The sequence below is a fragment of the Candidatus Manganitrophaceae bacterium genome (assembly GCA_016200325.1).
Taxonomy (GTDB): domain Bacteria; phylum Nitrospirota; class Nitrospiria; order SBBL01; family Manganitrophaceae; genus Manganitrophus.
On sequence record JACQEZ010000020.1, the window covers coordinates 290704 to 311597 of the forward strand.

The 20894-nt window shown below is 51.8% G+C and carries 19 protein-coding genes; 15 read left to right on the forward strand and 4 right to left on the reverse strand.

Features of this window, described 5'->3' with window-relative positions:
* Positions 1-6 precede the first annotated feature (6 nt).
* Positions 7-2181 (reverse strand): amylo-alpha-1,6-glucosidase, encoded by a 2175-nt coding sequence (locus tag HY282_18470; GenBank protein ID MBI3805741.1) that lies wholly within the window; start codon positions 2179-2181, stop codon positions 7-9.
* Between the two features lie 38 nt (positions 2182-2219).
* On the reverse strand, positions 2220-3284 hold the full coding sequence (locus HY282_18475) for a glycosyltransferase family 4 protein (protein MBI3805742.1): 1065 nt from the start codon (positions 3282-3284) through the stop codon (positions 2220-2222).
* Positions 3285-3645: 361 nt separating this feature from the next.
* Between HY282_18475 and HY282_18480 the strand changes: the two genes are divergently transcribed.
* The 11 genes from HY282_18480 to HY282_18530 all read left to right on the forward strand — a co-directional run bounded on the left by HY282_18480 (position 3646) and on the right by HY282_18530 (position 15209).
* Positions 3646-5454 (forward strand): NAD+ synthase, encoded by a 1809-nt coding sequence (locus HY282_18480; GenBank protein MBI3805743.1) that lies wholly within the window; start codon positions 3646-3648, stop codon positions 5452-5454.
* Positions 5451-6860, forward strand: coding sequence for a type I glutamate--ammonia ligase (gene glnA, locus HY282_18485; GenBank protein MBI3805744.1), 1410 nt, complete (start codon positions 5451-5453; stop codon positions 6858-6860). The genes HY282_18480 and glnA overlap by 4 nt, the downstream gene beginning before the upstream one ends.
* A gap of 178 nt (positions 6861-7038) precedes the next feature.
* Positions 7039-8241 (forward strand): bifunctional 3,4-dihydroxy-2-butanone-4-phosphate synthase/GTP cyclohydrolase II, encoded by a 1203-nt coding sequence (locus tag HY282_18490; protein MBI3805745.1) that lies wholly within the window; start codon positions 7039-7041, stop codon positions 8239-8241.
* Positions 8242-8266: 25 nt separating this feature from the next.
* Positions 8267-8731 (forward strand): 6,7-dimethyl-8-ribityllumazine synthase, encoded by a 465-nt coding sequence (locus HY282_18495; GenBank protein MBI3805746.1) that lies wholly within the window; start codon positions 8267-8269, stop codon positions 8729-8731.
* Positions 8732-8831: 100 nt separating this feature from the next.
* Positions 8832-9269, forward strand: a complete 438-nt coding sequence (nusB, locus tag HY282_18500) for a transcription antitermination factor NusB (GenBank protein MBI3805747.1) — start codon at positions 8832-8834, stop codon at positions 9267-9269.
* A 77-nt stretch (positions 9270-9346) separates the two neighbouring features.
* Complete coding sequence (locus HY282_18505; protein MBI3805748.1) at positions 9347-9892, forward strand: hypothetical protein; 546 nt, start codon at positions 9347-9349, stop codon at positions 9890-9892.
* Positions 9885-11183, forward strand: a complete 1299-nt coding sequence (locus HY282_18510; GenBank protein ID MBI3805749.1) for an adenylosuccinate lyase — start codon at positions 9885-9887, stop codon at positions 11181-11183. The genes HY282_18505 and HY282_18510 overlap by 8 nt, the downstream gene beginning before the upstream one ends.
* Positions 11184-11241: 58 nt before the next feature.
* Complete coding sequence (purS, locus tag HY282_18515) at positions 11242-11490, forward strand: phosphoribosylformylglycinamidine synthase subunit PurS (protein ID MBI3805750.1); 249 nt, start codon at positions 11242-11244, stop codon at positions 11488-11490.
* Positions 11491-11492: 2 nt separating this feature from the next.
* Entirely contained in the window at positions 11493-12668 is a 1176-nt protein-coding gene (locus HY282_18520) for a DUF4388 domain-containing protein (protein ID MBI3805751.1), read from the forward strand.
* 86 nt (positions 12669-12754) lie between these two features.
* A complete protein-coding gene (locus HY282_18525) occupies positions 12755-13126 on the forward strand; it encodes a response regulator (protein MBI3805752.1) in 372 nt (123 codons plus the stop codon).
* Positions 13127-13133: 7 nt separating this feature from the next.
* Positions 13134-15209, forward strand: coding sequence for a chemotaxis protein CheA (locus HY282_18530; protein ID MBI3805753.1), 2076 nt, complete (start codon positions 13134-13136; stop codon positions 15207-15209).
* A 193-nt stretch (positions 15210-15402) separates the two neighbouring features.
* Here the strand turns inward: HY282_18530 and HY282_18535 are convergent, their stop codons facing one another.
* Entirely contained in the window at positions 15403-15849 is a 447-nt protein-coding gene (locus HY282_18535; GenBank protein MBI3805754.1) for a hypothetical protein, read from the reverse strand.
* Between the two features lie 13 nt (positions 15850-15862).
* A complete protein-coding gene (locus HY282_18540) occupies positions 15863-16975 on the reverse strand; it encodes a hypothetical protein (GenBank protein ID MBI3805755.1) in 1113 nt (370 codons plus the stop codon).
* 365 nt (positions 16976-17340) lie between these two features.
* Here HY282_18540 and HY282_18545 point away from each other — a divergent pair, with 365 nt between their 5' ends.
* The 4 genes from HY282_18545 (at position 17341) to HY282_18560 (ending at position 20882) form a co-directional block, all read left to right on the forward strand.
* The gene (locus tag HY282_18545; GenBank protein ID MBI3805756.1) at positions 17341-17628 is read left to right on the forward strand and encodes a MerR family transcriptional regulator; all 288 of its coding nucleotides are present in this window, start codon (positions 17341-17343) and stop codon (positions 17626-17628) included.
* A 76-nt stretch (positions 17629-17704) separates the two neighbouring features.
* Positions 17705-18274, forward strand: a complete 570-nt coding sequence (locus HY282_18550; GenBank protein ID MBI3805757.1) for a purine-binding chemotaxis protein CheW — start codon at positions 17705-17707, stop codon at positions 18272-18274.
* A gap of 1 nt (position 18275) precedes the next feature.
* On the forward strand, positions 18276-20378 hold the full coding sequence (locus HY282_18555) for a HAMP domain-containing protein (protein MBI3805758.1): 2103 nt from the start codon (positions 18276-18278) through the stop codon (positions 20376-20378).
* A 9-nt stretch (positions 20379-20387) separates the two neighbouring features.
* Positions 20388-20882 (forward strand): chemotaxis protein CheW, encoded by a 495-nt coding sequence (locus tag HY282_18560; GenBank protein MBI3805759.1) that lies wholly within the window; start codon positions 20388-20390, stop codon positions 20880-20882.
* Positions 20883-20894: the final 12 nt, after the last annotated feature.

Below are 20894 nucleotides of genomic sequence, written 5' to 3' on the forward strand. Positions count from 1 at the left end.
TTTCCGCTACCGCCTCGTAATAATTTCCACGTTCGGCGTCTTGCCGGTGACCTCGACCAGGGCGCCGGTCCTCCCATCCCGAACAATGAAATCGACCCGCTCCTCTCCCACTTGAAGCTGTGTGATTTCAATCCACTTCAGCCAGTCCGGCAGAATCGGATCGGTGAAATAGAGCCGCCGGTTGACGGCATCTGCGGTTAATCCGAGGAAAGAACTTAGGATCGAGAAAATCGAGGCTGCCGACCATGCTTGCGGGCTGCAGGCGATCGGATAAGGGGTCGGCCCATGTCCCGACGTCCGGGCGAATCCGCAGAAGAGCTCCGGAAAGCGACCGTTCTCCATAAATTGTGTCGCTTCGAATAGACCGGTGGCGACGCGGCGAAGATGATCATTGAATCCGTAGCGTTTCAGGCCGGCGAGAATCAACGCGTTGTCGTGCGGCCAGACGCCGCCGTTGTGGTAGCTCATCGGATTGTAACGGGTCTCATTTTCCGCGACGGTTCGAATCCCCCATCCGCAAAACATCTCCGGGCTCACCAAGCGGTCGGCGACGATGCGAGCCCGCTTTTCATCGATCAGTCCGGTCCAGAGGCAATGGCCCGGATTGGAGGTGATTACCTCGCAGCGCCGCTTTTGCTTATCAAGGGCGATGGCGTAGAACTGTCGCTCCTCGCTCCAGAAATCCCGTTCAAAGCGTTCTCGCAGCCGCTCTGCATCACTGATCAATTCCATCTGTAGATCGCTCTTTCCGAGCAGCGCGGCGACCGAACCGAGCCCGATGAGGGCGGCGTACGCATATCCCTGAACCTCCGACAGTGCGATCGGCGTTTCCGCGAATTGTCCATTTTCATGGAAGACAGAGTCGTGCGAGTCTTTCCATCCCTGCTGTTGAAGGCCGATCGGAGACTCGCGATGATATTCCAAATAGCCATCCTGATCGAGGTCGCCATACTTCCGAATCCACTCCAGCGCCGCCATCGCATTCGGCCAGAGCGATTCGGCGAAGGCGAGATCGCCGGTCCAGGAGACATATTGGGAGAGAAGGATGAGGAAGAGGGGGGTCGAGTCGACGCTGCCGTAGTAGGGGATGAAGGGAATTTCGCGCAGGTTCGCCATTTCTCCTTTGCGATATTCATGGAAGATCTTCCCCGGCGTCTCATCCAAGAAAGGGTTTCGTTCTTTTCCCTGAAGCTGCGCGCAAAAACGAAGGGTGCCCCGCGCGATCTGCGGCTGGTAGGGAAGGATCTCCAGCGAGGTAATGATGCCGTCTCGTCCGAATGGGGCGACGAACCAAGGGATACCGGCATAGGGATAAGGTCCGTAGGGGGTTTCGGTCTCCAGAACGCGGATGTCTGAGAGCGATCGATTGAGGAGCTGATTGAAGGAGTCGTTGTTTGTAACGATTCGGGTTCGCTCCCTCTCCCGCTTGGTAATCCCTTTTCGAACTTTGTTGATGATTTCCGGAAGCTGCAAACGCTTGATCCATTTTCCGCCCCCTTGGTGGGCGGTGGCCCAGAGGTGTAGAACCCACTCCCGTTGTGGCGCGAGCTGTATAAAGAAGGTCGCCTCTTCGCCGTCTGCATGCTCCGGGGGGGGATCGAACTTCAGCTGCGTGGTCCGGACGATATCATCCAATCCCCGATATTTGAAAAGCGCCATTTCCCTTTCTTTTCGGTATTCGGGCGGGAAGGTCTCCCCCCGTTTCGGCCGCTCCGTCCCCCGCACTTCGAAGACGTCTAAAAAATCGGCGCCGTAGGAAAGGGTGATTTTCAGCTCGATCTGCTGGAGATGAAAATTTTTAAACGACAGCGTTTGGTAAAGGGTGTTTCCATAAAGGAGGAGACGTTTTCGGAGAAAGACGGTGTTGCGCGGAATCACCAGGTGGTGATTGATCGTATAGTCGGGATTGGTCAAATCGACGATAATTTCGCTGTCGTCCGAGGAGAGGGTTGAATAGAGAAAGAGGGGATACTCCTCATTGATCCGAAGCCCCAGCAGATTGAGAAAGCGTGTCCCCTCGTAATAAAAGCCGAGCTCTCCCTGGAGGCGGCTTCGAAAGTTTCCAAACTTGTCACATACAATGAAGGCCTCGCTCTGCTTTAAGCTTAGCTTCCGGATGCCGGCCGCGATCGGCGAGGTCAGGATGTAATAGTCGTCTCGAAGGGCGGTTTCATCACTCATTCCTTCTCCTCAGTCGTGGTCAACCGACCTTTACAGGGTTAGACCGCCTCTGCAAGTTTACCCGCTGAGAGAGGCCGCTCCCGCGTTGCCGAAAGTTTCTCATAGATCCGTTCATACTGTTCAACCATTCGCTCGGCCGAAAAGAAGGTCTCCGCATGTTTTCTGCACTCCCGCCGAGAAAGGGTGTCGATTCGCTCTACCGCACCGACCAGGTCGTCGAGCTCCGAGTGAATAAAACCGGTGGTCCCGTCGATCAATATCTCCGGTACGGAGCCGCAGGGGCGGGCGATCACCGGGGTTCCGCAGGCGAGCGACTCGATCATCACCAGACCGAACGGCTCCGGCCAATCGATCGGGAAGAGAAGGGCGAGCGCTTCACCGAGGAAGATATCTTTTTCTTCTTCATCGACCTCGCCAATATATTCAATGAGGGGAGGGGTGATCAAAGGACGGATGACCTGCTCGAAATATTTGCGATCTTGATCGCTGACCTTTGCGGCGATCTTCAGCGGGACGCCGGTTCGCTTTGCAATCTCAATCGCCAGATCGGGACGCTTTTCCGGGGAGATCCTGCCGAGGAAGGCGAGATACTTTCCCGGATTAGGATAAAAACGATGCCGATCCATCTGCAAACCGTGATAAACCGTTCCGGCCCAGTTCGCGAAGGGGAAAGGCTCTCTCTGGCTGTTGCTGATGGAGATGAGCGGATGGGATTTATAATACCGATGAATTGCCTGAAGCTCAGGGGGATCTAACCGCCCGTGTAAGGTCGTAATGGTCGGTGTCGCGGCTTGAGCCGCGAAGGGAAAGGTAAAATAGTCGACATGGGAGTGGATCAGATCAAACTGATCGGCCTGCTCATAAACGAGGGCAAGTTCGAGCATATGGTCTGCGCAGGGGTCTTTGACCCCACTGAGGCGGAGGGCTTCCGGGCAGACCGGGATGAGTCGGGCCTCCGTCGTCGAATCGCCGCTGGCAAAGAGGGTGACGTCATGTCCTCTCTGAATTAATCCTTCGGTCAGGACAGAGACGACCCGCTCGGTTCCTCCGTAGAGTCTCGGCGGAACACTCTCATAAAGGGGAGCAATTTGTGCAATTTTCATTTGGAACTCCGACTTAATCGCTTGCTGTTTTCGTCGAGAAAGGGGAGGCAGGTCTTTGGCTCGATCAGATGAGCATTATAGGGATATTTTAGATCTCATATAAAAACGATAGCATATCGTTTTTTTACGAGTCAATACAGTGGGCGGAGGTCCTCATTGCACGCGACCTCTCGCCTCCTTTAGGCGGTTTCTAAATTTTCTTGACAATCATTTTTCGATGTGGTAAAAATCTACACAATCGTTTCCAAGTCAAACCTTGAAGACAATGGCGTCTTCTCCACCAGGAGAAGACGCCATTTTTTTTGGGACAATGCTGTCCTTGCAACCCTCCTGTTGCAAGGCATTTTATTTTTGGGGGTGAATGCGGAACCTTCGGATCGCTCTGGCACAGATGAATAGCACCGTCGGTGATCTCACAGGGAATATACGGAAGATCACGGACGCCGTTGAGAAGGCGCGAGAGAACAAGGTCGATCTGATTGCCTTTCCGGAGCTGGCCATTACAGGGTACCCCCCTGAAGACCTGCTCCTAAAACCGCAGTTCATCGAGGCAAATCTCAAGGCGCTGCATGAGGTCGCAAAGAAATGCAAGGGATTGACCGCGATTGTCGGTTTTGTCGATCGGGAGGAAGATATTTACAACGCGGCCGCCGTCATTCATGATGGCGTGATCCGTTTTACGTATCACAAGTGCTATCTCCCGAACTATGGGGTCTTTGATGAAAACCGCTACTTTCAGGCAGGCACCACCGCCCCGGTCTTTCTGCTGAACGATATTACGATCGGCGTCAACATCTGCGAAGATATGTGGTATCCGGAAGGCCCGACGTATGCCCAAGCGCTGGGGGGCGGCGCCGAGGTGATTGTGAATATCAACGCCTCCCCTTATCATGCCGGGAAAGGGGTTCTCCGGGAGGAGATGCTGGCGACCCGTGCGAGGGACAATGCGGTTATTGTCGCCCACGTCAACCTAATCGGGGGACAAGACGAACTGATCTTCGATGGGGGGAGCTTCGTCTTCAATGAGCGTGGCGAACTGCTGGCGAGGGCGAAGCAGTTTCGGGAATCATTCATCACTCTAGACCTCTCGGTCGATTCCGTTTTTAGAGCGCGGCTCCATGATCCACGGCGACGTAAAGAAAAGTTAGAGCAGGCCTTTCCGCAGGTTGAACGGTACCACTTTGGGAATCTGAAGCACGAGGGGAAGCGGAGAGCGATTACGCCGACATTGGAAGATCACCTTCCTCGGCTGGATGAGATGTATCAGGCGCTCGTTCTCGGTTTGTCCGATTATGTCGACAAAAACGGCTTTAAAAAAGGGGTGATCGGCCTTTCAGGGGGCATCGACTCCGCATTGACTGCGGCGATTGCCGTCGATGCCCTGGGGAAGGAAAATGTCATCGGTGTTTTTATGCCTTCCCGTTATACGTCGCAGGAGAGCAGGGAGGATACGGAAAACCTCGCCCATCATTTGGGAGTCCGGCTCATTACCCTCTCGATCGAGCCCCCCTTTCAGTCCTATCTCAATTTACTCGCTCCGGAATTTCAAGATAATCCGGCCGATATTACCGAGGAGAACCTTCAATCGCGGATCCGGGGGAACTTGCTGATGGCTCTCTCAAACAAGTTCGGGTGGCTGGTTCTCACGACGGGAAATAAGAGCGAAATGAGCGTCGGCTACGCCACCTTGTATGGAGATATGGCCGGCGGGTTCGCGGTCATCAAAGATGTTTGGAAGACCTTGGTCTATGAACTGGCGCTTGAACGGAACAAAAAGGGAAAGCCGGTTATTCCGGAACGGATCCTGACCCGTCCGCCGACCGCCGAACTTCGCCCGAACCAGACCGATCAGGATTCTCTTCCTCCCTACGAAGTGCTCGATCCGATCTTAAAAGCATATGTCGAAGAAGACAAGTCGTTTGATGAAATTGTTTCGATGGGTTTCGACCCGGCGGTTATTGCCAAAGTGATTGGCTTGGTCGATTTGTCGGAGTTTAAAAGAAGGCAGGCCCCCCTTGGGATCAAATTGACCCCACGCGCACTGGGAAAGGATCGGAGAATACCGATCACCAACAAATATCGTAGTTTTTATCAGGCAAGCAAGACAAGCGGTTCGGACGGAAAGCCGGACGGAAAAAACAGAGGAAAAAGGGGAAAGGAGAAGCTATGACACCGAAAGAGGTATTAGAGTTCGCAAAGAAAAACAAGGTCGAGATGGTCGATTTTAAGTTCGTCGACTTTCTCGGTTCCTGGCAGCATTTCGGGACGCCGATCGGCGAGTTTACAGAGAAGATCTTTGAAGAGGGATCGGGCTTCGACGGGTCGAGCATCCGGGGATGGCAGGCAATCAACGAGAGCGACATGCTGGCCGTGCCTGATCCGAACTCGGCTATCATGGATCCGTTCACGAAGATCCCGACCCTATCGGTCGTCTGTAATATCAAGGACCCGATCCGGAATGAGCCTTACCCGAGAGACCCCCGCTATATCGCGCAGAAAGCGGAGGCCTACCTGAAGGCATCTGGAATCGGCGACACCGCCTACTTCGGACCCGAGGCTGAATTTTTTATCTTCGACAACATCCGGTTCGATCAGAACAGCTACAGCAGCTACTTCTTCATCGACTCGGAGGAGGGGATCTGGAACTCCGGTAAGGCGGAAGGCAATCTCGGCTATAAACCGCGCCACAAAGAAGGGTACTTCCCCGTCCCTCCCATCGATAGCCAAGAAGATATCCGTGCGGAAATGTGCCGCGAGATGGAAAAGGCCGGGATCATCGTCGAAAAACAGCACCACGAGGTTGCGACGGCGGGACAGGCCGAGATCGACATGCGGTTCGATTCTCTCGTCGTCATGGCCGATAAACTGATGCTCTACAAGTATATCGTTAAGAACGTCGCGAAGCGGTATGGGAAAACGGTCACCTTCATGCCGAAGCCGCTCTTCGGCGACAACGGCTCGGGAATGCATACGCATCAGAGCATCTGGAAGAAGGGGAAGCCGCTTTTTGCCGGGGATGAATATGCCGGCGTCAGCAAGATGTGTCTCTATTACATCGGCGGGATTTTAAAGCATGCCCATGCTTTGGCGGCATTGACCAATCCGACGACCAACTCTTACAAGCGGCTGACCCCCGGTTTTGAAGCGCCGGTCAACCTCGCCTATTCCAGCCGCAACCGGAGTGCATCGATCCGAATTCCGATGTACTCGAACAACCCGAAGGCAAAGCGGATCGAGGTCCGGTTTCCCGATCCCGGCTGCAATCCATATTTTGCTTTCTCCGCGATGCTGCTGGCCGGTCTTGACGGAATTGAGAATAAGATCGATCCGGGAGATGCTATGGATAAGGATCTCTATGAGTTGAAGGGGAAGGAAGCGGCCGCCATCCGGAAGATGCCGGGAAGCCTCGACGAGGCGCTGGCGGCATTGGAGGCAGACCATGCCTTCTTGCTGAAGGGAAATGTCTTCAGTGAAGATATCCTCCAGACCTGGATGGAATATAAAAAGAACAAAGAGGTCGATACGATGCGGCTGCGGCCCCATCCTTATGAGTTCTTCCTCTACTACGACATCTAAAAACAAGACGCAACGACCGAAGGGCCTGCCTCGATAGGGGCAGGCCCTTTTTGTTGTCTTTCGTAGGCCGTATCTACGCGAGAATAAAGGGCGCGTTGTTTGACAAGAGAGGGCCTTTCCTATATATTTACATCAATCTCCGGCATTGTCATTTCTTGATGAAAGGTCACGAAAAATAATGAAATTTAGCACCATTGAAGAGGCCATCGCCGACATCAAAAAAGGGAAGATGATTATCCTCAGCGATGATGAAGATCGCGAGAACGAAGGGGACCTTGTCATCGCGGCGGAAAAGGTGACTCCCGAGGTGATCAATTTTATGGCGAAGCATGGACGCGGCCTCATCTGCCTCACCTTGACCGAGGAGCGGACGGAACAGCTTCAATTGGCGCCGATGGTTCAAGAGAATACCTCTTCGTTCGGGACTGCGTTCACCATCTCCATCGATGCGCGAAAAGAGGTCAGCACCGGAATCTCGGCAAAGGACCGCGCCGTCACCATTTTAGCCGCGATTCATCCCGAGACGAAGCCGGCCGATCTGGTTCGGCCGGGGCATGTTTTCCCAATCCGGGCGCAGAAGGGGGGCGTTTTAAAGCGCGCGGGACAGACGGAAGGGTCGGTCGACCTCTCTCGTCTGGCCGGCCTTTATCCGGCGGGGGTTATTTGCGAAATTATGAACGAAGATGGAACGATGGCCCGCCTTCCCGACCTCATCGAATTCGGAAAGCAGCACGATCTGAAGCTGGTGACGATCAAGGATTTAATCGAATATCGGATGAAGCGGGAATCGCTGGTTCATCGGGCGGCTGAGGCGCATCTGCCGACCGAATATGGCGATTTCAATGCCGTCGCCTATCAAAATGAAATTGATCATGAGGTTCACATCGCCCTGGTGAAGGGGGAGATCAAAGGGAGCAAGCCGGTGTTTGTCCGGGTTCATTCCGGCTGTGTGACGGGCGACATCTTTGCCTCAAATCGTTGCGATTGCGGAGAGCAGCTTCATGCCGCCATGAGCCGGGTGGAGAAGGAGGGGGTCGGTGTCATCCTTTATCTCAACCAAGAAGGGCGCGGCATCGGTCTGGTGAATAAATTAAAGGCATACCAACTTCAAGACGGTGGGCGAGACACCGTCCAAGCCAATTTAGAGCTCGGTTTTAAAGCGGATCTCCGGGATTATGGCATCGGCGCTCAGATCTTGGTCGATCTGGGGCTTCGGAAAATACGGTTGATGACGAACAATCCACGGAAGATTGTGGGAATCGAAGGGTACGGTCTGGAGGTCGTCGAGCGAATTCCGATTGAAATTGAACCGCACGAAAAGAATGTCCATTACCTTCGTACGAAAAAGATGAAGCTCGGACATATACTGGACAATGTTTGATCCCCATCGGAAGAGATGACACAAGATGGTGCAAGAGTGGCAAGGGGGGACCAGCGGCGCCGGATTCCGATTTGGAATTATTGTCAGTCGGTTCAATCAATCCATTACCGATCCCCTTCTCAAGGGGGCGCTTCAATTGCTTGAGGCGCGGGGGACCGGGGTAGAAGACATTGAGATCGTCAGGGTGCCCGGCGCCTTCGAGCTTCCCGGCGCGGCAAAAAAGCTGGGGCGCCTCGGACGTTTTGATGCCTTGATCTGTTTGGGTGCCGTAATCAAAGGGGAGACCCCCCATTTCCATTACATCAGTGCGGAAGTCAGTCGCGGCCTCGGTCAGCTCTCGCTTGATCTCGAATTGCCGGTGATTTTCGGTGTGCTGACGACCGACTCCATGAGCCAGGCATTGGCCCGATCAGGGGATGAAATCAACAAGGGGACGGAAGCGGCGATGGCGGCCATTGAGATGGCGCACTTATATCGAAAACTGAAGTGACTCGGTAAAAACGGCGGCACGAAAGGTGTTTATACCACGAAAGGTGTTTATACAATGATGACATTGTTTTTATCCGGTTTATACCCAGTGAGCCAAGCCGATGGGCTTTAGGAGAAAAGCCAGGGAACTGGCCCTGCAGCTGCTCTTCCAAATTGATTTTACGGGGAATCATATTGAGATTCCTCCTGCCTTTTGGACTGAGAATGAGGCTGCTCCTCAGGTGAAAGCATTCACCGAGCTCTTGGTGTTAGGGGTGTTGAAACATTTTTCCGAGATCGATCAGCTCATTGAAAAATACGCACAGCATTGGTCGCGTGAACGGATGGCGGCCATTGATCGAAACATCCTCCGGTTCGCCATCTTTGAGCTTCTCTTCTTAAAAGAAATTCCGCCGAAAGTCACGATCAATGAAGCGATCGAGATTGCAAAAAAGTACGGGAGCGGAGATTCAGGGGCGTTCGTCAACGGAATTCTGGACCGTATTCACCATGATGAGGTCACGAACAATCCGACCGACCTGAAGCAGGGGGCGATGTAACAGGAAACGATGGACCTCGGACCTGGAGGCCCTTAGAAGAGCGGGTCTGTCGGTCTGTGTTTGACCGGGAGTGCGTGGTGCGGGTAAATATCTTTTCCGGGAAGCTGACGACACTTCATTCCGAGGTGCTCGTGGTTTCTTGTTTTGAGGACATTCGACCGCTGCGGGGCCTGGCTGGAGAGGTCGATTGGCTCTACGGCGGTATCCTCTCGACCCTCTTAATGCGGGGGAAGGTCACCGGAAAGTTAGGTGAGATCCTCCTCCTTGCCACACAGCAGAAGATGCAAGTTCCCAAGGTGGTCTTGGCAGGTCTGGGCCCCAGCGCTGCATACGATTACTCCTATTTTAGTTCCGTTGCCAAAAAAGTTTTTCAGACGATTGTCGGTTTTCAAGCGCGAGAATGTGCCGTTGAGCTGCCGATGTCACCCGTCCGCCCTCTCGATTGCTCTCTTTTGGTCGAAGCTTTTTTGAGAGGAATGGAGGAGATCCGACGGATCGAGCCGTTTGATTTGACCTTTGTCGTTAAAGATGGGGAGAAGGCGAGGGCCCTTCAACAGATGATTAAGAATGGAACTTATGTCCGGAGCGGTGCGCTTTCGGCGGTGAGAGTAGAACATGATTGATCGGTATAGCCGGCCTGAAATGACGGCGATTTGGGAGTCAAAAAACAAGTACGAAACATGGCTTCAGGTGGAACTCCTTGCCTGCGAGGCGATGGTGCAACAAGGAGAGGTGCCGAAATCGGTGCCGGAGGTCATCCGCTCAAAGGCGAAGATCGATCCTGTTCGAATCGACGAACTGGAAAAGCAAGTCAAACATGATGTCATTGCGTTTTTGACGTCGATCACCGAAAAAGTCGGAGAGGACGGACGTTATCTTCATTTGGGAATGACCTCTTCCGACGTGCTCGATACGGCACTGGCGGTGATGATGCGCCAGGCCTCGGACATTCTCCTCGGCGATCTTCGCGCGCTCATGATCGTGCTGAAACAAAAGGCGGAGCAGTATAAGGAGACAGTCATGATCGGCCGCTCGCATGGGGTTCATGGAGAGCCGATTACGTTTGGTCTGAAAATAGCCCTTTGGTATGACGAGATCAAGCGGAATCTGCATCGTATGGAAGAAGCGAAGGAGGTGATCTCCTACGGGAAGATCTCCGGTGCCATGGGAACATTCGCCCACCTCCACCCTTCCGTCGAGGCTTATGTCTGCGAAAAGCTGGGGCTTAAGCCGGAACCGGTCTCAAATCAAATCGTTCAGCGGGATCGACACGCCCAATTTATTCAGACGCTTGCCCTGATTGCGGCCAGTCTTGAAAAATTCGCCACCGAGATTCGCCACCTGCAACGGACGGAGGTGCTCGAGGCGGAAGAGCCGTTTGAAAAAGGGCAAAAGGGCTCCTCTGCAATGCCTCACAAACGGAATCCGATCGGTTGCGAAAATATTTGCGGCTTGGCGCGCATTATCCGATCGAACGCCAACGCTGCGCTTGAAAACGTTCCCCTCTGGCATGAGCGGGATATCAGCCACTCCTCCGTCGAGCGGATCATTATTCCAGACAGCACCATTCTTCTCGATTTCATGCTGGCGCGTTTCACCAAAATCATGAAAGGCCTTTTCGTCTATCCGGAACGGATGGCCGAGAATTTGGAACGGACGGGGGGAACGATCTATTCCCAAAAGGTACTGCTCCTCTTGATTCGGAAGGGGATGGAGCGTGAACAGGCGTATGAGATCGTGCAGTCTACCGCGATGGAGGTCTTTAATAAAGGGGGATCTTTTAAAGAAGCGATCCTCTCTCGACCGGAGGTCTTGAAAAAGTTGAGCGCTCAGGAAGTCGAGGGCTGTTTCGATCCGCATCAATTTGTCGCTCATATCGAAGCGATTTACAAGCGGGTTTTCAGTGGCGCTTAACGGGTCTTGCGGTCATAAAAAACCATTTTAGGGTATCATTACAGAGTAGGATAAAGAGATGAGAGCAAAAATTTATATCACGCTGAAGAGCGGCATTTTGGACCCGCAAGGAAAGGCGATAGAGCATGCGCTCTCGGTTCTCGGTTTTAAGGGAGTCAAGGAGGCCCGCGTCGGGAAGTATATGGAACTGGTTCTCGCCCCCGGACCGGCCGATCAGATCGAGAAGAGTGTCAAGGAAATGTGCGAAAAGCTGCTCGCCAATACTGTTATTGAAACATACCGTTATGAAATCGACCCCGAAGGATAATTATGAGTCTTGAAGGACGACTTGAAGATCTCGGCCTGGCCGATATTTTTCAAATCATCAGCCTCAGCAAGCGTTCGGGTGTCTTGACCGTCATCCGGAAAGAGGGAACCGGGCGTCTGGTCTTCAATAAAGGGATGCTGATTTATGGGAGTTCCGACAGCGTCAACCGTCTTGGTTATACGTTAATCAAAAAAGGATTGATCACGACGGAAGAGCTGGAAAAAGCGTTGAAGCTCCAGAAAACAGGGCCGGCGAAGCTTCCGATTGGAGCCGTTTTAGAAAAAATCGGAGCGGTCTCTAAAGGAGTGCTGGAGCAGGAGCTCAGGAATCATTTGGCCGAGGTCGTTCGGGATTTCCTCAATTGGAAAAGCGGCTCGTTTCATTTCGAACTTGGAAATCCGGTGGCCAATGACTTGACCCTGGAGTCGGGACTCAACCTTGATTTTTTGATGATGGAAGCGAGCCGGCTTCAGGATGAGTATGAACGCGATCAGCGCGATCAGCTGGAGCAGAAAACGCTTCCTCCCGTCTCGAACGGGTCTCCTCCCTCCGCTGAGCCGGATTCCCCAGAGGGGCAAAGTTCTTTCGAAAAAGATGCTTCTTCAACCGGAGGCGGATCGGTGGATGCCTCGACAAAAACATCTTATCGGAAAGATCTTGCCCTGCTGACATCGATGATTGAGGAACTCTCCGGACCGGCGAGCGGCAGCGAAATCACCCTTCTTGTTCTACGCTTTGCGAGCGAGGTGATGAACCGCGCCATTATTTTTTTGGTTCGGCGTCAGGATATTCTGGGACTCGGTCAATTCGGCCTTCAATTTGAAGACCAGGTTGCGGATGAAAAAATTCGCGAGGTTCAAATCCCATTGACGGAACCGTCCCTTTTTAGGGAGGTCATCGAAAACAAAGGGCGCTACAAAGGAACGTTCCCACAGGAAAAATGGCACCGGTATTTCATCGATCAAATTGGAGGAGGGTGGCCGGAGGAAATTTTTCTCGCACCGTTACTCAATGGTCCAGAGGTCATTGCCCTGTTGTATGGAGATAACCTGCCAGAGCGGAATACAATCTCGGAAACGGAAGGGCTGGAGGCTTTTGTCAGAGTTGCCGGTTTCGCTTTCGGAAAGGCCAAGCTCGAGAGGAAATTACAAGAGGTGAGGCAACGGGGGCCTGCATAGAGACTCAGATGGAGAGGCGCTTTAATCTAGAACGCCTCGACTCGATCTCCACAGTAAGGGATTAATCATCGATTGGAGGAGAAGGAATCAAAAAGGTGCTTGTGGTAGATGATTCTGCGCCGATGCGATCACTTTTGGTCTCGGCGATTGAGGAGATTGATGGGGTCGACGCCGTGGAAGCGACCAATGGTTTTGAGGCCCTCAAGGCCCTCCCAATGCAGCCATTTGATCTGATTATGACCGATATCAACATGCCCCAAATCAACGGTCTTGAAATCGTTCACTTCATCATGAGCCATGAGATATACCGAAATATTCCTCTGGTCATTATCTCGACGGAAACCGGTCAGGCCGATATCAAAAAAGGGCTTTCCCTCGGTGCGAAGAGATACATCACTAAGCCGTTCGATCCCGAGCAAGTTAAAAAGGTCGTAAAAGAGCTTTTAAAGCTGAATTAGGAGACGCATGGTCAAGAAGAGAAATGATCCGGCATTGACCGATTTCGTTCCTGAGGCGGAAGAGCTGATAGACCTCCTCCATCAAAATATTCAAATCATTGAAAACCTTCCCGACCGAGCCCAGGTTAAACCGGATATCATTAATGCGATCTTTCGGGCTGCGCATACCCTCAAGGGAATGTCGGGAATGATCGGGCTGACCGATGTTTCTCAGTTAAGCCATCACCTTGAAGACATGCTCGACCGGCTTCGCATGGGAAAGCTCAGCTTCTCCGCTGAAGTATTTTCCGTCCTGGTTGATGGAGTCGATCTGCTGCAGCGGATGATCGAGTCCGCCACACAGGGAAAGGAAGGGCCGGAAGGCTCTTCTCTGGACGAGCGGATACAGGCGGTCCTGAACGGAAAACCTCAAGAGAGCGGAGCCAAACCGCTGGAAGGGGTCGACCTCGATCCCGCCGTATTGAACGTCCTCACGGAATATGAAAGCCATCGCCTTTTAGAGAATATCAAAGGGGATACCGTCCTGTATGAAGTGCAGGCAAAATTTAAGCTCGAGACATTTGATACCGACCTCTCGGCCCTGAGCGCAAAGATTCAAAGCCTCGGGGAGATTATCACCACGCTCCCTAATATTAGTTCCTCCAACGAAGGGGGAATGGAGTTTAACCTGATTGTCGGTGTTCCGACAGGAAGTCCTCCCTTGGCTCCCGATATCGTCTCGGAGCGGGTATCTGTTCGTGAGATCCGAAAAAAAAATGCTACAGAGATTGCTCCGATACAGCGCACAGAGAACGCTTCTGCCGCTCCATCCTCGGCGGAAAACCCGACCGCTTTGAGCGCGCCGCAAGAATCGGCATCGCTCCGAAGCCTCACGCAAACGGTCAGGGTCGATATTCAAAAGCTCGATGTGCTTTTGAATATGGTTGGAGAGCTCATCCTTAGTAAAGCGGTGGTGAGCCAAATCAGCAAAGATCTCATTGAGCAGACCGGTTTTTCAGGACCGTCTCTAGAGTTGTTAAAAGCCTCGAAAATGCTGGATAAGCGGATCGGCGAATTTCAGGAGCGACTGGTGGAAATTCGGATGATCCCGATCGGACAGATTTTTGATCGTCTGATCCGGACGGTGCGTCGGCTGTCGCGAGATTTGAACAAAGAGGTGAACCTGCTGATTTCGGGTGAAGAAACCAAAATGGATAAGTCGATGGTCGAAGAATTGGCAGATCCCCTTCTTCACCTTATTCGAAACGCCCTGGATCATGGTATCGAAAACCGGGAAGAAAGAGCAAAAGCCAACAAGCCGGACGTCGGGACGATGCATCTCCGTGCAATACAAAAGGGGAATCACATCGTGATCGAAATTGAGGATGACGGCCGGGGCATCGATACCAACCGGATATATCATAAGGCACTGGAGAGAGGGCTCATCGATCCGGCGAAGGAATATAGCGAACGGGATTTGATTAATCTGCTTTTTCTCCCCGGGTTTTCGACCCGTGAGACGGTCACCGAAGTTTCAGGAAGAGGGGTCGGTCTCGACGTGGTTGCAAAGAACATCTCTAAGCTTTCAGGCTTGGTCGATGTCGAGACCGTCCTGGGAAGGGGGTCTCGCTTCATTATCACATTGCCGATTACGCTGGTAATTATTAAAGCGCTGATTGTTCGAGTCGGCATGGAGACGTTTGCCATTCCTCTGAACGCCGTATCGGAAAGTCTCTTAATATTACAAAAAGAAATAAAGACGATAGAGCGAAAAGAGGTCATCCGCCTGAGGGACCATACCCTTTCTCTGATTCGTTTAAAAGATCTCTTTAATTTGAGGGGAGGAGGGTCTTCCAACGAGCGCCTTTATGTGATTGTGGTTGGGTTGGCTGAGAAGCGAATTGGATTGGTGGTCGATGCAATCGAAGGCCAACAGGAAATTGTAATTAAGGCATTGGGTGATCTTTTGAAAGATGTTCCTGGGATCTCCGGGGCAACTGAATTGGGAAGTCGTAAAACGATCTTGGTGCTCGATGTGGCCTCTTTAATCGAAGAGGCGCTTCAACGAAAAGACAAACGGAAAACCGAACTTACGGCGGGATAGAATCCTTTCCGCCCTCCAGCCATCAGTCACATCCATCCTAAATGAATAAACGACCGGACGCTCTTCCGAAGTGACTGGCGAATTTGCATTTAGATTGATTGAAAGGCAAATGCGGGGTTCTCTATCGGACGGGTTTGAAGCGAATTGTAATGGAAAGAAGGCTTGAAAGCGCGGTGGGTGAGGGGCGGGCCGATTATTTCTTTGCCGTTGTATGGAGGGTTGAAACGACTTTGACCCCTTTCGCATGGACTGCCTCGGAACTCCAGACATAACCGATGGCCCCTTCTGATTCTCGGACCGACTCGATTACCGCGGTGCTGTCGTCCCGCAATACCGGGGCGTTGGTCCCCTCCAGGAAAACCAAATGCATCCAATGCTTGGTATATTCTGATTTCGACATTCGAAGAATCTCTCCCAAGAAAACCTTCCGGATCTCCTGGTTTTCCGCCTGATCGATCGGTTTGAGTCTTTTCCCCGCGAGGAATTGAATTTTCCCGCGGTAGATTTCCCGCACGTCGTCGAGGGATATGGATGTAATATCAACCTGCCCGTTCACAATAATTGCGATGTCCTCCGCCCGGACCGGGGCTGCCCAGAAGATGGCGATGGAAGCCATCAGAAGCAGCGCTGACTTTAACATTCTCTCCCTCCTCTCAGAATGCGAATGACCACTGTACGGCGTATTCGGAGTGATTTTCTATTCCTCTTTCGTGAACTCTCCGCACCTCCGCTTTTAATGCTGTTTCAGCGGAAATATCATACCGCACTCCCACGAGGGCAATCCATCTATCGACGGCGGAAAGCGCCGCCATATACGGATCCCCGGCGCGTGTTGGGGTTGCTTCCTGAATGAGGCTCTGTTCAAAGCGAGTATAGGGAGTCAGAAAATCTATTAGAGTATATCCGAGCTGCACATAGTAAAATGTGTTTCTGCTGGTTCCCAGACCGGCCAGCTCATCTTTGTTATTTACCCAAAAGACTTCGGAGAGCAGTTCAAAAGGCTGCCCCTCTTGATCATAGATGAGAGCGGCATTCAATATTTGCTGTCTGACCTGGAGGACCCGGAGGCCGGTCGAGTCATACCCATCCACTTTACTAAAGCTCCCCGAGCCGATTATCTTGAGTGCGGTCATAAACCGCGGGCTGACCTGAAGGCGAAATGAGACCGCCTTATTCTTATTGTCATCCGTGGCATTGTTCGGGTCAAGTTCTACCCCCTCGGTCGCCCCGACATTCATAATTCTAGAGCCATTCCCGACCATCAGATCATATCCGAAAATGAGCGGTCCGAGCGAGTAGCGGCCTGCCGTCCAGACGCCGACCAGATGAACCGGAAAAAGACCCCCTTCATCTTCAAACTTAATGAAAAATGGGCGATCGATGGTGGTCTGCATCTGCTTTCCATGGTGGAAGGTAATATTCCAATAGCCCAGAGCATTGTGGACACGACCTGCCCGGATTTTGAGGGCATCGTTAAAAATATATCCGATCTGAAGCCGCTCGACGTCAACGCCTCCATCTTCCAGGGCCATCTCGGTCAGAATTTCAATATGGTCTGTCACGAGTTCCGAAACATAAAGATCGATCGCTCCCAATGAAAATGATCCGTTTTCATTCGGATCCCCCTTCAGCGTGCTCTTTAAAAAATCAACATCGGAGAAACCTTTGATTTCAAATCCATGTGCTACGGAAAGAGATAAGAATAGGAAGAACAGAATTCCCCATAGAGAAATAAATGGTCGGTACCGTCCGTGTGTTTGACTCATCTACCTTCTCCTCGCAGGATGGACTACACAAATGCGCGTCGTACTGCTCTTAATCCGCAAACTGTTATTATTTCAGGGCTTATCTTAGGACACTGATGAGATGAAAAGTCCGCTACAAGATACCACAAGGCCGTAATATGTCAATGACATTTTTTGGTCGTTCTCCGGAATGTAATTACACATCAGAATGAAATCTTTTCATCCGGATTGCGTTTCCGGATTGGAAGCACACGTTATGATTGGAAAAATTTATAAGCCCTATTTATACCGAAGAGGCATGACGCTTGCAGTTCTCCAGATCAAAATTCCCACAACCCTGTGGGATGTGATTGTAACCTTCTTCATGTAAAAAGAAAGACATCGTCATGGAACTACCGATACCGCACCGGTTTGGGCCCAAGGAAATATGCAGACGACTGAACCTCTCACATCGACAGTTGGATTACTGGGTTTTGATTGGGGTGGTCAGGCCCATTTTGGAGCCGCACGGGAAAAAAGTTTTTAAGAAATTTACCGATCAGGATTTTTATTTTCTGAGAGAGGTGAAAGCATTAACGGATGAAGGCTTTATCGTGAGCAAGGCCGCCGAAAAGGTTCGAGAGAATTGGTCTAGACGAATGGAGTCTCATGGCAAAGAAGGGACGGCCGAGTAAAAAAGGTGGCGCGAGTGTGTCGACGCCGGAATTGACTCAAGAAGACATTGAATTGCCTCCTCAGGAAACCTGCGCGGTGTCAGACGCCCCTCCGGCTTCCGACGCTTCGGAAGGGGCGTTGTCACCGACGGAAGACGGGAACCTTCCATCGTCTTCCATTAAAGATCAATCGGACGATACCCCCGAGGAGCCCTTTTTGGAAGATCCGGAAGAGGTTGAACTCCTCACCTTCAATCTTGCAGAAGAAGAATATGCAGTCGACATCAAGCTGGTTCAGGAAATTTCAAAAATGGCCGAAATGACCATGCTCCCACGGACCCCTGCTTATATTAAAGGCATTATTACCCTGAGAGGAAATGTGATTCCCGTTTTTGACATCCGTTCTAAGCTGGGTCTGCCTGCCTTTGTGAAAGGACCGAAGAGCCGGTTCATCATCTGCACAACGGAAAAGGGAAGGGCGGCCATGCTGGTCGACCAGGTAAATGATGTGGCTCGGCTGTTGAGGTATCGTCTGGAGCCGCCTCCCGCCGGCGTCGCCGCCAGTAGCAGCGGGTTCATCCGAAATATTGCCAGACATGGGGATCGCCTCCTCATTCTTCTAGAGACTGAAAAAGTATTGGAACTCGATCGTGTCGATGAGGAGTGATATGCAAGAGGCAGAAAAAATAAGTGTAAAACTGGGATTAAAGTTTAAGTTCATGCTCGTCATCAGTTTATTGCTCATGATGATCGGCTGCATCATCGGATTAACCCTGTTCGTCGGATTACAAAGATCTTTTGAGAGTCAACTGCAGAAGCGCGGTTTGGCATTGGCGAGCAGCGTAGCAAGCAATGGAAGTGCAGCGATTTCGACAGAAGACAAAGCCCTCCTAAAGCAGATGACCCTCGGCATCGTCGACGGATCGGAAACGGTCTATCTTGTTCTCATTAACAATGACGGTAAAGTCATTTTTAGTTCAGAGGAAAGTGAATCCGACCCAATTCACACCGACCCGCTCACGACTCAAGCCGTTAAGACGGCCGAGCCCACGGTCTATCGGTATCGGAATCATTCCGGAAACTATCTCGATGTCGTCGCACCGGTCATCTTAAATCCGATGAGATCGGAGGGGGGGAAACGGGTGGGATCGGTCCGACTCGGGCTTTCCTTGAAGAATATCGAAGCCGAATCGGGGCGTCTTCTGACGATTATCCTCCCGGTGATCGCATTGCTCGTCGGCATCGGCATCGTCATTTCTCTGTTTTTTGCCCAGATTATTATCGGTCCGCTAGAGCAGATGAGTGCGATTGCTGTTCAAATTGCAGAAGGGAACTTTCAGCAATCGATCGAGATCAAAACGAACGATGAAGTCGGTATTCTGGCAGCGGCCTTGTCCAAAATGTCGGTCGGTCTGAAAGGAATGATCAAGAAAATTCAGGATGCCTCTCAACAGGTGGCGACCGTCTCCGACAAAATCATGCTGAATGCAAAAAGGATCAATGAAGGAGCCAACCACCAGGCCAAGGCGGCGGAGAAGACCTCCTCATCTATTGAAGAGATGAACGCCTCCGTCAAAAGCATCTCTGAGAATATCGACGGACTGTCCGCCTCTGCGGAGGCGACCTCTTCGTCATTAATCCAGATGAGTACCGCGATCAGTCAGGTTGCCACCAGCACGGTGACCCTATCGGGCTCCGTAGAGGACACCGCTTCGTCTCTTCTTCAAATGTCGGGATCGATCAAGCAGGTCGTCGAACACGTTGATGCGTTGTCGATGAATGCCGAGGCCACGACCGCTTCCATTAATGAGGTCAACGCCTCGATTCGCGAGGTGGAGAAGAATGCAAAAGAGTCTGCCCTGATGACAGAGAAGGTGAGCCAAGATGCCGCCGAACTTGGGATGGGCGCGATTGAGAAGACCATCGAGGGGATGGAGAAGATTAAAAGAACGGTGGAAAAATCTGAGAACGTCATCAAAAAACTGGATGAAAGAACAGAGCACATCGGGAAAATCCTGACCGTTATTGATGAGGTGACGCGACAGACGAACCTTCTTGCATTAAATGCGGCTATTTTAGCCGCTCAGGCCGGTGAGCAAGGGAAAGGATTTGCAGTCGTTGCAGATGAAATCAAAAATTTGGCCGACCGGACCGCCTCGTCGACAAAAGAGATTGCGCAACTGATCGTCGATGTACAGACGGAGGCGAAAGATGCGGTTGTTTCAATCAACGAAGGGGCCCTGAGTGTAGAGGAGGGGGTCCGCCTTTCGGTCAATGCGCGCGAATCGCTGAACAAAATTCTCGAGACGTCGAAACAGTCGTCATCGATGTCCCGACAGATTGAAAAAGCCACGTATGAGCAGGTTCAAGCAATTAATCAGGTCAGCCAAGCGATGGAAAAGATGAATGTCATGGTTCAACAAATTAACCGGGCCATGCAGGAACAGATGGAGGGGATCGAACATATTACCGAGGCATCCGAGAAGATGCGGGTCATCACCCGACAGGTAAAAAGCTCGACGGAAGAGCAAGCCAATGGAAGCAAGCAGATCAGTGATGCGGTTGAGGATGTCACCCTCCGAATCCAGCAGATCGGCCGTGGCATGAGCGAGCACAAAAAAGGGAGCGAAGTCATTGTCAAATCGATCCTGGAGATTCACCAGATCACGCAGGTCAGCATGCAGATGGCGCTCCAAATGAGAGATGCCGTCGAGGGCCTGATTACTCAGGCCAACGGGCTCAAAGATGAGATTGATCGGTTTAAGGTGTAACGGAATCCGATGAGTTCCTTTAAAGGGATCGAAAATAAAAATGAGCCGTCCGCCACCCAGAGAAGAATCGTCCATTTTTTTGTCGCCGGAGAGGAATATGGGGTGCCGATCGAATCGGTTAAAGAGATCATTTATGCAAAATCGATTCGGCCTTTGCCGGGCGCCGCAAATGGGATAGAAGGAATCATCGATTTGAGAGGTCGGGTCGTTCCTGTAATCGATTTGCGAAAAAAACTGAAGGCTTCTTCCGCCGCCGAATCGGCGCAACATATCTTAATCCTGGATGTGCGTCGGCAAAAGATCGGGTTGCTTGTCGACCGGGTGGTCCAGGTGATGGTGATCGGCGAAGAGATCCAAAGCGTTGAAGCCATTTTGGATAAAAATGCTCCCTACATCAAGGGGGTTTATCGGATGAATACCCAGCTGATTGTATTGCTCGGTCTCGAACAGCTCTGGACGGAAATGGAACTATCTCAGATCGAATCGGCCCTCAGCCGGGGCTGAATCGAACTGAGA

Coding starts and splice junctions, on each gene's coding strand:
- HY282_18490 (MBI3805745.1), top strand. CDS start 7,039: ATGAAATTTAGCACCATTGAAGAGGCCATCGCCGACATCAAAAAAGGG.
- HY282_18540 (MBI3805755.1), bottom strand. CDS start 16,975: ATGAGTCAAACACACGGACGGTACCGACCATTTATTTCTCTATGGGGA.
- HY282_18475 (MBI3805742.1), bottom strand. CDS start 3,284: ATGAAAATTGCACAAATTGCTCCCCTTTATGAGAGTGTTCCGCCGAGA.
- HY282_18520 (MBI3805751.1), top strand. CDS start 11,493: ATGAGTCTTGAAGGACGACTTGAAGATCTCGGCCTGGCCGATATTTTT.
- HY282_18480 (MBI3805743.1), top strand. CDS start 3,646: ATGCGGAACCTTCGGATCGCTCTGGCACAGATGAATAGCACCGTCGGT.
- HY282_18555 (MBI3805758.1), top strand. CDS start 18,276: ATGCAAGAGGCAGAAAAAATAAGTGTAAAACTGGGATTAAAGTTTAAG.
- HY282_18495 (MBI3805746.1), top strand. CDS start 8,267: ATGGTGCAAGAGTGGCAAGGGGGGACCAGCGGCGCCGGATTCCGATTT.
- purS (MBI3805750.1), top strand. CDS start 11,242: ATGAGAGCAAAAATTTATATCACGCTGAAGAGCGGCATTTTGGACCCG.
- HY282_18530 (MBI3805753.1), top strand. CDS start 13,134: ATGGTCAAGAAGAGAAATGATCCGGCATTGACCGATTTCGTTCCTGAG.
- glnA (MBI3805744.1), top strand. CDS start 5,451: ATGACACCGAAAGAGGTATTAGAGTTCGCAAAGAAAAACAAGGTCGAG.
- HY282_18470 (MBI3805741.1), bottom strand. CDS start 2,181: ATGAGTGATGAAACCGCCCTTCGAGACGACTATTACATCCTGACCTCG.
- HY282_18510 (MBI3805749.1), top strand. CDS start 9,885: ATGATTGATCGGTATAGCCGGCCTGAAATGACGGCGATTTGGGAGTCA.
- HY282_18560 (MBI3805759.1), top strand. CDS start 20,388: ATGAGTTCCTTTAAAGGGATCGAAAATAAAAATGAGCCGTCCGCCACC.
- HY282_18535 (MBI3805754.1), bottom strand. CDS start 15,849: ATGTTAAAGTCAGCGCTGCTTCTGATGGCTTCCATCGCCATCTTCTGG.
- HY282_18545 (MBI3805756.1), top strand. CDS start 17,341: ATGGAACTACCGATACCGCACCGGTTTGGGCCCAAGGAAATATGCAGA.
- nusB (MBI3805747.1), top strand. CDS start 8,832: ATGGGCTTTAGGAGAAAAGCCAGGGAACTGGCCCTGCAGCTGCTCTTC.